10 protein-coding genes are annotated in these 12001 nt (G+C 67.5%); 5 read left to right on the top strand and 5 right to left on the bottom strand.

What is annotated here, in order from left to right:
- Window positions 1-8: 8 nt before the first annotated feature.
- Window positions 9-1634, top strand: a complete 1626-nt coding sequence (locus ACPXB3_RS20945) for an AMP-binding protein (RefSeq protein ID WP_425729408.1) — start codon at window positions 9-11, stop codon at window positions 1632-1634.
- A 14-nt stretch (window positions 1635-1648) separates the two neighbouring features.
- On the opposite strand, the gene ACPXB3_RS20940 is transcribed toward ACPXB3_RS20945, so the two are convergent.
- Window positions 1649-2311 (bottom strand): pyridoxamine 5'-phosphate oxidase family protein, encoded by a 663-nt coding sequence (locus ACPXB3_RS20940; protein ID WP_425729407.1) that lies wholly within the window; start codon window positions 2309-2311, stop codon window positions 1649-1651.
- A gap of 162 nt (window positions 2312-2473) precedes the next feature.
- Here ACPXB3_RS20940 and ACPXB3_RS20935 point away from each other — a divergent pair, with 162 nt between their 5' ends.
- Window positions 2474-3028 carry a DinB family protein gene (locus ACPXB3_RS20935; RefSeq protein ID WP_425729405.1) on the top strand — a complete coding sequence of 185 codons (555 nt, stop codon included), beginning with the start codon at window positions 2474-2476 and terminating at the stop codon, window positions 3026-3028.
- Window positions 3029-3212: 184 nt separating this feature from the next.
- Window positions 3213-4808 carry a DUF6777 domain-containing protein gene (locus ACPXB3_RS20930; protein ID WP_425729403.1) on the top strand — a complete coding sequence of 532 codons (1596 nt, stop codon included), beginning with the start codon at window positions 3213-3215 and terminating at the stop codon, window positions 4806-4808.
- A gap of 82 nt (window positions 4809-4890) precedes the next feature.
- Here the strand turns inward: ACPXB3_RS20930 and ACPXB3_RS20925 are convergent, their stop codons facing one another.
- From ACPXB3_RS20925 to ACPXB3_RS20910, 4 genes are all read right to left on the bottom strand, one after another.
- Complete coding sequence (locus ACPXB3_RS20925; protein ID WP_425729401.1) at window positions 4891-6060, bottom strand: N-acetylglucosamine-6-phosphate deacetylase; 1170 nt, start codon at window positions 6058-6060, stop codon at window positions 4891-4893.
- A 23-nt stretch (window positions 6061-6083) separates the two neighbouring features.
- Window positions 6084-7106 carry an SIS domain-containing protein gene (locus tag ACPXB3_RS20920; protein ID WP_425729433.1) on the bottom strand — a complete coding sequence of 341 codons (1023 nt, stop codon included), beginning with the start codon at window positions 7104-7106 and terminating at the stop codon, window positions 6084-6086.
- Window positions 7107-7178: 72 nt separating this feature from the next.
- Window positions 7179-8081, bottom strand: a complete 903-nt coding sequence (locus tag ACPXB3_RS20915) for an N-acetylglucosamine kinase (protein ID WP_425729399.1) — start codon at window positions 8079-8081, stop codon at window positions 7179-7181.
- Between the two features lie 34 nt (window positions 8082-8115).
- The gene (locus ACPXB3_RS20910) at window positions 8116-9633 is read right to left on the bottom strand and encodes a flavin-containing monooxygenase (protein ID WP_425707030.1); all 1518 of its coding nucleotides are present in this window, start codon (window positions 9631-9633) and stop codon (window positions 8116-8118) included.
- A 171-nt stretch (window positions 9634-9804) separates the two neighbouring features.
- Between ACPXB3_RS20910 and ACPXB3_RS20905 the strand changes: the two genes are divergently transcribed.
- Both ACPXB3_RS20905 and ACPXB3_RS20900 read left to right on the top strand, forming a co-directional pair.
- Window positions 9805-11007, top strand: a complete 1203-nt coding sequence (locus ACPXB3_RS20905; protein ID WP_425729397.1) for a PucR family transcriptional regulator — start codon at window positions 9805-9807, stop codon at window positions 11005-11007.
- Between the two features lie 298 nt (window positions 11008-11305).
- Window positions 11306-11803 carry an HNH endonuclease gene (locus ACPXB3_RS20900; RefSeq protein ID WP_425707032.1) on the top strand — a complete coding sequence of 166 codons (498 nt, stop codon included), beginning with the start codon at window positions 11306-11308 and terminating at the stop codon, window positions 11801-11803.
- The last annotated feature ends 198 nt before the right edge of the window (window positions 11804-12001 follow it).

The raw sequence follows: 12001 nt of genomic DNA, 5'->3' as shown, positions 1-12001 counted from the left end.
GTGAAATCATGACCCCAACCGCTCCCACGCACTCCTCCGTCGATGCCGAGGTGGCCGCGCTGCTGGCCGAGTACGGCGCCGACGATGCGGATGCCGCAGCGCTGCTCGTCGACCGCCACGACCCCGATGCCATCGCGTTCCGCACCGTCGGGACCGACGGCGACGAGCTCGTCGTCACGGCGGTGACCTACGGGGAGCTCGCCGCGCGCTCCCGCAGGCTGGCGACCGGCTTGGCCGGTCTCGGTGTGGAGCGCGGCTCGCGGGTGGGCGTGTTGATGGGCAAACGCACCGAAATCGTCGTCACCCTGCTCGCGCTCGCACGCCTCGGCGCGGTGTACATACCGCTGTTCACCGCATTCGCCACGCCGGCCATCGAGATGCGGCTGCGGGGCGGCGGCGCCGAGGTGGTGGTGACCGAGGCGAGTCAGGTCGGCAAACTCGAGGGGATCGGCGGGCTCACCACTGTGGTGGCCGGCGCCGGGAGCGGGCCGAATGGGCCCGGCGCCGGGAGCGGGCCGGGTGTCGTGGATTTCGACGATCTGGTCGCGCGCAGCGATCCGTGGGAGTCGTCGGTCGCCGTCGGCGGCGACGGTCATCTGATCTTGTTGTTCACCAGCGGCACCACCGGCGCTCCCAAGGGGGTGCCGGTGCCGGTGCGCGCGCTGGCCGCCTTCGTCGCGTATATGCGGTTCGGACTCGACGTGTCCGCGGACGACGTGTTCTGGAACGCCGCCGACCCGGGGTGGGCGTACGGGTTGTACTACGGAATTCTCGGTCCGTTGGCGATCGGACGCCCGAACCTCTTGCTGCAGGCCGGTTTCACGCCGGAGCTGACCGCCCGCGTTCTGCGCGAGCTCGGCGTCACCAACTTCGCCGCCGCGCCGACCGTCTATCGGTCGCTCAGCAAAAGCACTGCGGTCCAGGGTTTCTCGCTTCGGCACGCATCGTCGGCGGGTGAGCCGTTGACGCCGGACGTGATCGAGTGGGCCACGGGCGCGTTGGGCACCGAGGTCCGGGATCACTATGGGCAGACCGAACACGGCATGTTCATCAACAATCATTGGGCGCCGGGGATTTTCGAGCCAGGGGTCGTCGAGCCGCTGATCCCCGGGTCGATGGGCCGGCCGATGTCCGGTTTCGCCACCGGCATCGTCGACGGGCAGATCGCGATCGACGTGCCGGCCAGTCCGGCGATGTGGTTCACCGGTTATCTCGATGCCCCGGAGAAGACCGCGGCCCGGTTCTCCGAGGACGGCCGGTGGTATCTGACCGGCGACACCGGCCGCTGCGACGAGGACGGCAACTACTTCTTCACCGCCCGCGACGACGACGTGATCATCATGGCCGGTTACCGCATCGGACCGTTCGACGTCGAGAGCGTGCTGATCACTCACCCGTCGGTCGTCGACGTGGCCGTGGTCGGCCGCCCCGATGACTTGCGCGGGGAGGTCCTCGAGGCCTTCGTCGTTCTCGCCGACGGCGTCGTCGGCGACGGCGCTCTCGAGGAGCAGTTGCAGCAACTGGTCAAGACGGGCTTCGCCGCGCACGCCTATCCGCGGACGGTACATTTCGTGGACGCGCTGCCGAAGACACCGAGCGGCAAGATCCAGCGATTCGTCCTGCGGCAGAGGTGATTCGGCGACGCCGGTCAGGCCCCCGACACCAGGCGCCGCACCGACGCGGGGATCTCGGTGCCTGTCGCGGGTACCGGATCGTCGTAGACGGTGCGGACGGGGATGACGCCGGTCCATTCATCGGACTCCGTCCCAGGGCCGCCGCTGCGCGCCTTGGCCACCCACTGACCGTCGACGATGGGTAGCCGGAGCACGAGGGTGGCCGCGGACTCCTTGCGGGTGATCGCCGACGTCTCGGCGACCCGTCCCGGAATCAGCCTGTCCGACAATGCCTCCAGGGCGCTCTCCTCGTCGGCGACACGTTCGGGTACACCCCGGATGACTGCCGATCGGTAGTTGGCGGAGTGGTCGAAAAGCGTCTCGGCGACGACGATTCCGTCGAGCGCGAATACCGTGAACGTCGACGGCGCACCCTGCGCCACATGCCGCAACCCGCCCGCGGCGACCGATCCATGCAGAAGGATGTCGTCACCGTCGCGGGCGAACAGCAGTGGCACCGACCAGGGCCAGCCGTCGACGACGGTCGAGAGCGTGCCGACGAGCACCGCGTCGAGGACGTCATCGAGTTGGGCCCGGTCACCACCGCGGTCCGGTTTGCGCCGCAACGCGGACAGGGCAGCGGGTTCGCCCGAGTAGGGCGGTTGATCCGAGTGCGGCGGTTGATCCGAGGAGGCCATGAGGGGCATGGTGCGCGACCGGCGCCGTCGCGGCAACCGATTTGCTCACCGCGCGTGTGCCGGCATCTGCGGTCACCTGCCATTTCAATGCGGACGCGACTTGTCCGCAATCATCTCTAACGTCGGTGGTGACCAGCAAAACCACTGCGAAAGGGCAGAACCATGGCAGGCACCTACACTTCCGTCACCCTCAGCGTCGACGTCAGCGGCGAGAAGGCCGACGTGCTGACGCTCCTCACCGATCAGCGCGAGATGTTCCTGGTGACGTTGCGTGGTCTCGACGACGAGCAGGCGCGGCGCCGCACCACCGTGAGCGAACTGACCCTCGGCGGACTGGTCAAGCACCTGACAATGGTCGCGCGCGGGAACACGCAAGTCATCATCGACCGCGATCCGACCGCCGAATTCGACATGAGCGAGGCAGCGCACGGCTACGAGCTGACCGCCGACGAAACTCTGGACGGATGGATCGCCGCCTATCGCGAGGCCGCTGCAGAATTCGACGCCGTGATCGCCGAGGTGGGTTCGCTCGACGAGAGCATCCCGCAGCCGACGGCTCCGTGGCAGCCGGCGCGGGAATGGTGGTCGGTCCGGAAGATGGCATTGCACCTGCTGCGGGAAACGGCACATCACAGCGGGCACGCCGACATCATCCGGGAGGCGCTCGACGGTCAGACGACAATGGGCGCGCTTTTCGATTTCGGCGCCCCGGCCTGAGATCGGCCGTCGATGTTCATCGTGGTGAATCTGGTGGCCGTTACGGATATGTAGTCCGTTCGGGTGGATTTCGCCTTCAGGCGGACGAATGCGGACGAACTCGCTGGATCCCGGTCGGGCGCAGTCACAATACTTGTGGCTCGGGGGCCAGACCACCAACGTTTCGCCGCAGGAGACCGAGCAGATGTCGAATTACTATCCACCCGGACCGCCGACCTATCCATCGATGCCTTTCGGGGCCGTACCGCCCGAACCGCAACGACACAATCGGCGCAACCTCACCTTGATTCTCGCCGCGGTCGTCGCCGTCCTCGCGCTCGTGTTCGCCTCGGTGGTGGTGATTGTGCTGAAGCACAAGAAGGGCGAGTTCTCGATTCCGTTCCTCTCGCTGACCTCCGCGGATGCACCCGGCAATCAGCCGTTCATGGCGCAACCCAACCTGACCAACCGGCCGCTGGACAACGGGCTGCGGCTGAGCGCCCAGACCGGCGCACCCGATCAGGGCACCCGGGTGGTCAGCGGCACGACCCCCGGCCTGTACATGGGTGGTTCCACCTCCTGCGACCCGGCCGGTCTGGGCAACTTCCTGGCGCAACACCCCGGGCAGGCCAAGTCGTGGGCAAGTGTCTACGGCATAAGCACCCAGGCCATTCCCTACTACCTCGACACGCTCACACCGGTTGTTCTCACGGCCGACACATGGGTGACCAACTACAGCTATACCGGCGGTTCCGCGGTGCCGTTCCAAGATGTGCTGCAGGCGGGTACGTCGGTGCTCGTCGACAGCGCCGGCGTGCCCCGGGTGCGATGCCAATGCGGTAATCCGTTGGGGCCGTCGGCATCTGCGCCCATCGGCGGATACCGAATCCGTGGCGCCCACTGGCAGGGCTACCAGGTCAACTACATCACTCGCGTCGCGTACAACACGCAGAACGTCACCGTCATCAACAACACGACGACCGTGATCAACCAGGCGCCGTCGCAGGCACCGCCCCCCGCCAGTGGGCCGGCCGCACTGTTGACGTTGCTCAATCCGGAGACACGGCAGCTCTTCGACCGAACCGTCGGCGGCATCATCGATCTGTCCGGTCAGCCACCACTGAACGAGCCGTTGCCGACGCCGACGTCGCTGAACGTGCCACTGGTCGCCCACAGTGACGAGGCCGCCGCACAGAACGGACTCGCCCGCGCCGGCGATCCGGCACCGGCTCCGGAGGTCACGCGGATGGCGCAAGAGAACGGCAACACCCCGCCGACCGAAGGTGCGGGCCGCACGGAGTCGGGCGCCCAGAACCCGGCCGGTGGCGCGACGTCGGCAGCCACCGAATCCGGAGGGAACAGCTCTGCGTCGCAGTCGAATTCAAGTTCCTCGTCGGCCGCGCCGACGCGGACCGCCTTCACCGGCAGTGGCGATTCCATCGGCAGCTTCACCTTCACCGACAACGATCAGTCGGTGACCTGCCAGGCACCCTCGGCCGAAGCCACCGGATCGGTGTCACTGACGTGTACCGACGGCCAGTCGAGGTCGGTGGATCAGAGTTCGCTCTCCCAGTCGTCGGTCACCTCGGCCACCGACTCCACCGGTGTCTGGCGAGTGTCCCTCGGCGGCAGTTCGGTCGCGGTCACCTCCGCCACCTGGCAGACCCTGGTGCCCACCACGACCGAAACCACCACCGCCGAAACCCCGACGTCAACGGAGACCCCTGAGGTCCCGACGACGACCGAGGAAACCACCACCCAGGCACCCGAGACGAGCGAGGAGACGACCCCGGCGGGCTGACCCGCAGGACAGCAACGCGGCCGGCGGGCGTTCCCGCCGGCCGCGTTGCTGTCGGTCTGCCCGAGTGAACTGGAGAGTCGCGCTACGCGCCGGCCCCGACCACCTTGACCAGCCGGGCGTCGGCGTCGATCACGAGGTAGTCGGCCGCGAAGCCCGGAGCGAGGTCGCCGACACCGGTGAGGCCGACAGCCCGAGCCGGTGTGCGTGAACACATCTCGACGGCGGCGACGAGCGCATCGGTGGTGATCGGTCCGTCACCGGACAGGCCAAGAGCGGCGCGATGGAACAGGACGTCCATGGTGGCGGTGCTGCCCGCGATCGCACCGGTCTCGATTACACCGGACTCGATTGCACCGCTCGCCCGCACACGCGCGACGCCATCGCGCACATCGACATCTACGGCGCCGAGATGGTATGCGCCGTCGGGCATTCCGGCCGCGGCCATCGCATCGGTGACGAGCGCTACCCGGCCGGGTCCGGCTGTCCGCTGCACATAGGCCGCAAGATCCGGGTGGACGTGTACACCGTCCCCGATGAGTTCGACGGTGACGCGGTCGTCGGACAACAGCGCGAGCACCGGCCCGGGCTCGCGGTGGCCGAGCGGTCGCATGGCGTTGAACAGGTGCGTGCCGACCCGTGCGCCGGCGTCGATGGCGGCGCACGTCCGACCGTAGGTGGCCTCGGTATGGCCCACCGCCGCAACGGCTCCCGCGTCGACGATCTGCCGCACCGCGTCGAGACCACCGTCGAGTTCGGGGGCGACCGTGATCATCCGGATGGCCCCGCCGCCGATGCGCAGCAGGGCCTCGATCTCGTACGGATCAGGATCACGCAGCGTGGCCGGACCGTGCGCACCGCAGCGCGCCGGTGACAGCCACGGTCCCTCGATGTGGATGCCGGCGATCGTGCCCGCCGCCACCTCGTCCCGCAACGCGCGGACCTGTCGCACCAGCGCATCTGGCGACGCACTCACCAGACTCGCCAATGTGGTTGTGGTGCCGTGCGATCGGTGGAATGCGGCCGCGGCGCCGATCTCGTCGGCGATGCCGTCGATATAGCCGGCTCCCCCACCGCCGTGCACATGGATGTCGACGAAGCCGGGCACGATGGTGGCGTCGGGATAGGAGCGGTCGGCCGGCGTCGGTGGCGCGCCCTGCCCCACCGCGGCGATCTGGCCTGCACACACGGTGAACCATCCCGGTTCCAGCGCCCGGCTCCCGCTGACGATGCGCCCGGCGGAAATAGTTGTCACCGCGTCCGTCGCGGCACCACCATTCACAGCGTTTCCGTCACCTTGCGCAGGCCGCGCGGTGTGTCCGGGTCACCGCTGCGGGCGATCGCCAGGTGTAAGGCCAATTGCTGGAACGGGATGATCTCCAGCAACGGCGACAACTCCGGCGGCGCGCCCGTCGGCAGGACGAACCCGCCGGTCAGCGTCGACACGTATTCGCCTGCGCCGACGCCGAATACGTCCGCACCACGTTCGGCCAGGCGGTCCAGGACCGGCCGCATCGCCGCGCCGCCGACTCCTTCGGGAACCACGGCGAGCACCGGCACCTGCGGGTCCACGGTGGCCAACGGCCCGTGCAGCAGATCGGCGCCAGAGAAGGCCTGCGCCGAAAGATAGGACGTCTCCATCAGTTTCAGCGCCGCCTCGCGGGCGGTGGGATAGGAGTATCCACGTCCGGTGGTCACCAACCGTTGCGCGAATCGATACCGCTGCGCCGCCGCCCGCACCCGCTCCTCCCCGTCGAGCACGTGCGCCCCCAGCTCCGGCAATGCCGCTGCCGCGCGCGCACCGTCGGCACCGAGGATCGCCTCGGAGAGCAGGTACAGCGTAAACAGTTCCGCCGTATACGATTTCGTGGCGGCAACCGAGCGCTCGGGGCCGGCGTGCACGTGAAGGTCGAGTTCGGCCGCATCTGCCAGCGCAGAAATGGTGGCGTTGGTGACGGCGACGGTCAGCGCCCCCTGTTCACGCGCCACCTGCACCGAGCGCACCAGATCGGGCGAACCGCCCGACTGGCTGACCGCGATATAGAGGACGTCCCGCAGATCGGGTCGGGCGCCGTAAACGGTCATCGTCGACGGCGACACCATCCCCGTCGGCAAGCCGTGCCGGATCTCGACCAGATACTTGCCGTAGAGCGCCGCATGATCGCTGGTGCCGCGCGCGACGAATTGGACAAAACGCGGGCCCCGGTCGGCGATATGGCGTGCCACCGAGGTGATCTCGCCTCGGCTCGCGCGCAACAGGGTGCGCCAGACGTCGGGCTGCTCGGCGATCTCGGCGGCCATCAGATGACCGGGCCCGTCGGTGCGTCCGGTGTTCATGAGATCCCCTTTCGCCCGGGCCTGTTCACGGCAGCCTCAATGCGCCGAGAGGAGCGAGTTCGCCAGCCGGACCGCACCGTGCACCGGGGCGACCTCGAGGACGCGGATGCCGGTGATACCCCTGGGCGCGAGAATCTCACGAATCCGACGTTCCAGCACGGGCTGATGGACCAATTGTCCGCCCGCGAGCACCAGCGGGCCGGCCAGTCCGAGCCGGTCGGCGACGGTGCAAGCCAGATCGGCGAGCGACTCGGCGGCGAGGTCGATGATCTCGATGGCCCGGTCGTCACCGGCGGCAGCGCATTCGAAGACCACATGCGCGCGCCGCGCCCAGAAGTGCGGATCGGCACGGGTGTAGAACAGGTCGTGCAGATCGAGGACGGCATCGACCTCGCAGTCCTCGACCATCCGCCGCGACAGCGGGGCGGGTACCCGACCGTGGTCGTTGTCGCGCAGCGCCCATCGAAGTGCTTCGCGCGCAACCCAATACCCGCTGCCCTCGTCGCCGAGCAGATGACCCCAGCCGCCCGCTCGCACGTCATCCCCGTTTCGCCGCCCCCAGGCGACCGCGCCGGTACCGCTGATCAGCGCGATGCCCTCGTCGAGGCCGGCGGCCGCCAAGATCAGATGGGTGTCGTGCACGACGCCGACCGCTGCACCCGGAAGACGTTCGGCGAGAAGTATTTCCAGCCGCCGGACAGCGGCCGGCGTGTCGACCCCGGCCGAACCGGCCAGCGCCGCGGCCACTCCACGCGCGCCGCCGAGCCGCTCGATCGCCGCGTCGAGTTGTCGGCCGGCCTCCTCGACGCCCCGCGACGAGACATTGGCACTGCCGACGACGGTCTCGGCGACGACGATGCCGTCCTCGGCCCGGACCGCATGCGTCTTCGATCCACCGATGTCGAACGCGAGCGCCACCTCGGAGGGACCGGTTCGCATCGGGCGCCTCCTCGGTGGCTCCTCGGTGGGGGTTCTACGCGCTCGCCGTCTCCAGATCGGACGCGTCGGTTGCCGGAGCCGCCGGCAGAGTGCGGGTGAACTCGAGGTTCGGGTCGGCCACATCCATGTCGAAGGACTTGCGGTCCTTGTAATAGCTCATCGACATGGTCCACGGCTCGGCGACGCCCTGCTTCGGCAGATTCGCCAACGACCGCTTTACATATCCGGCGCCGAAGTCCAGCAGCGGTCGGGTTTCCATGGTCGGATCGGCGATCGGCGCGACGGCCGGATAGCCGCGGGCGTCCATGTAGGCGAGCAGTCGGCAGAAATGCTCGCAGAGCAGTCCGACCTTCAGTGTCCACGACGAGTTCGTGTACCCGATCGCGAACGCGAAATTGGGAACTCCGCTGAGCATGAATCCACGGTAGGCGACGGTGTCGGGCAGCGACACGGGTTTGCCGTCGATGGCGATGTCCATGCCGCCGAAGAGCTGCAGGTTGAGGCCGGTGGCGGTGACGATGATGTCGGCCTCGAGTTCTTCGCCGCTCTCGAGCAGGATTCCCTTCTCGGTGAAGGTGGCGATCCGGTCGGTCACCACCGATGCCTTGCCCTCCCGGATCGTCCGGAACAGGTCGCCGTCGGGCACGGCACACAACCGCTGGTCCCACGGGTTGTACGGCGGATTGAAGTGCTTGTCGACGTCGAAGCCCTCGGGCAGCAGCTTCTTGTTGATCGCGCGGATCACCTTGCGCGAGGCATTCGGGAAGCGCTGGCAGACCTCATACAGCAAGCGTTGCTGCGCAATATTTTTCACACGCGCCAAGGCATATCCGCGCTTGTCGCCGAGAACTGCGCGGCCGACGTTGGCCACCGGATCGTGCTTGGGCAGCGGCACGATGTAGGTCGGCGTGCGCTGCAGCATCGTGATGTGCGCGGTCTTGGCCGCCATCGCGGGCAGCAGCGTCACCGCGGTGGCGCCGGAGCCGATGACCACCACCTTCTTACCCGTGTAGTCGAGGTCCTCGGGCCAGTGCTGCGGGTGGACGATCTGACCGGTGAAGCGTTCGCTGCCCTCGAAATTCGGGGTGAAACCCTCGTCGTAGTTGTAGTAGCCGGCGCCGGCGAACAGCCAGGCTGCTTTCATCTGAAAGTGCTCGCCGGTGTCACCGCGTTCGATGTCGACCGTCCACCGGCATTCCTGGCTCGACCACTGCGCCGAGAGCACCTTGTGCTGGTAGCGGATCTTGTCGCCGAGGTCGTCCTCGCGGATCGCCTCCTGCAGATAGTCGACGATGCGGGGCGCGTCGGCGATCGACTGCTTGTCGGTCCACGGCTTGAACGCGAAACCGAAGGTGTGCAGGTCGGAGTCCGAACGGATGCCCGGATATTTGAACAGATTCCAGGTGCCGCCGGAGACCGCCCGCCCCTCCAAGATGGCGAACGACTTCTGCGGCACGATCGTCGTCAGGTAGTGGGCAGCACCGATGCCGGAGATCCCGGCGCCGATGATCAGCACATCGACGGTCTCGACAGGTGTGGTGGTGTTGGGCACGTTCTCTCCTCGCCGCTGGGCTGCCGGGTGTCTCGACGTGGCACACGTACGTCCGGGCCTCATCCCAATATGACACTCAGCGTTGTCATGATCCAGAGTGCCCCCGTCGTGGCGATCGCGCCAGTGGCAATGTGCCCACCCTGACGATCGCCGGAGGTGCACAATGTTCACATGGACGGAGAATGGCCTGCGTCGCCGCCACGAATTCAACAGTTGATCCGCGTCGGCGCCCAACAGATCCTCGATCCGCCCGCGGACTGGGTGGAGCAACTGCACGACGCGTCGCTGAGCGGGGCGCGGATGCGTCCGGTCGCCGAGGACCCCGTCCTGGCCGAGGGCACGCGCCGCACCAACCTCGCCAACACGATGCGCTGGGCGCTGCACAACGTCGAGCACCCCGGCGAGCGCGTACCCGCACAGCTCACCGCCGAGATCATGGTCGCCACGCACGACCTGGTCCGGCGCGGACTCGACGAGGCCGCCCTCGACGCCTTTCGCACGGCGCAGAGCGTCGCGTGGCGGTTGTGGATGGAGATCTGCTTCGGCCTCACCGACGACCTGGCCGAACTGCGCGAACTGCTCGACATCACCTCGCGGTCGATCTCGACGTTCATCGACGACACCGTGACCGCGATGAGCGAACAGATGAGGGCCGAACGTGAGGAACTGTCCCGCGGCACCCACGCCCAGCGCCGGGAGGCGGTTTCCCTCGTCCTCGAGGGTGCACCGATCCCGATGGATCGTGCCCAGGAGCAGCTCGGTTACCGACTCGCCGGACCTCACACCGCGGTGGTGTTGTGGTCCACCACGCCCGACGGTGCGTCCGACCTCGAGGCCGCCGCCGCCGAACTCACCCGAGCCGCCGGGGCGACCACCCGCCTCACCATCGTCGCGAGCGCCACCTCCTGGTGGATCTGGTTGCCGGTGAGCGGGTTCGGAACGCCCGAGCTGACATCTACGCGCGTACGGCTCTCCGTCGGGCGCCCCGGCACCGGCCTCGACGGCTTCCGGTCCAGCCACTTTCAGGCTCTGGCCACCCAACGCCGACACGCACAGCTCGGGGCGAGCCATCGCATCGTGCACTACGACGACATCCGGCTCGTTTCCCTGCTCACCGCCGATTCCGCCGCCGGCGACGAGTTCCTCGCCGATACGCTCGGGCGCCTCGCGCACGCCGACGACGAGCTCATCGAGACCCTCCGGACCTGGGTCAGCTTGCAGTGCAATACCTCTCGAACCGCGGAAAGGCTCTACACGCACCGCAACACCGTCATCCGCCGACTCGACCGCGCCGACGCCCTACTCCCCCGCCCCCTGGCCGAGTGTCTCGTCGACGTGGCCGCGGCGCTGGAAGTCCTCCGCTGGCGGACATGAGGCCAGTTGTTCACGTGGCGGTCGGCCTTAAATCCTGGACGCATATTCGATGCGGCGGTACCCTGGGCGCGCTTCGAGGAATCAACGACAACGAAAGGAGGTGGCGCAGATGATCTCGCGATCCGCATGGCATGACGACAACGAATTGCACTGTCGGCATGAGCTGCTGACGGATACCCGCGGGATGACACCGCCGTATCGGTTCACCCCCTGCGTCACCGGGACCGGGCGCCTTTTCGGCTGATCCCGTGCCGGTGGCGCGCGACTCGAGTACGCCATCGTTTGCCCAGGAGAAGCCATGACCATCTTTGTCACCAACGCCGGTTTGCAAATACTCGCCCGCGTCACCTGGCGCCGGGCCGCAGTGCTGTTGACCACCGACGTCGCACGCAACGTCGAGGGCACCCCACTCGTGCGCGTCGTGCATTCGCCCAGCATCAGCCAGCACATTCACCAGGTCGTCGCCATCAAGCGCAACGCCTACCGTCCATACGGAGGCAAGTCGATCGACTCCTACGCGTCCGGGCCAACGATCCTGCGTCGAGACCAGTGGATCTGCGCCTACTGCGAGGGACCGGCCGACACCGTGGACCACATCGTCCCCCAGTCCCGCGGCGGCGCTTCCACTTTCGGCAATCAGGTGGCGGCGTGCAAGTCTTGCAACGGTTTCAAGGCCGACCGCACACCACGCGAAGCAGCGATGGCTTTGCGGCACGCACCCTTCGTCTACGACCCGTGGGCGCAGGACCAGAAAGAGGTCTGGGAATTGTTCACCCTCGGAAGGCAGACCGAGTAGCAGTCGGGTTGCCGGCCCTTCCGCCACGCTGGATCGGTAGACATTTTTCGCGGAAACCGTGACTCGATGTCTACCGATTCCCGCGTCAAAACTATTCTCGATCGAGGGTTGTCAACCTGGCAGATCGGGCGTAGACTCGAACGCACCAGCGACGAACTGATGTTTGATCGCATTCACTTTGGTCGTATTCACTGGGGG

The organism is Gordonia sp. DT219 (genome assembly GCF_049847065.1).
Classification (GTDB): domain Bacteria; phylum Actinomycetota; class Actinomycetes; order Mycobacteriales; family Mycobacteriaceae; genus Gordonia.
Note: the sequence above shows the minus strand (reverse complement) of the source record. Positions and strands in the feature narration are given on the sequence as shown.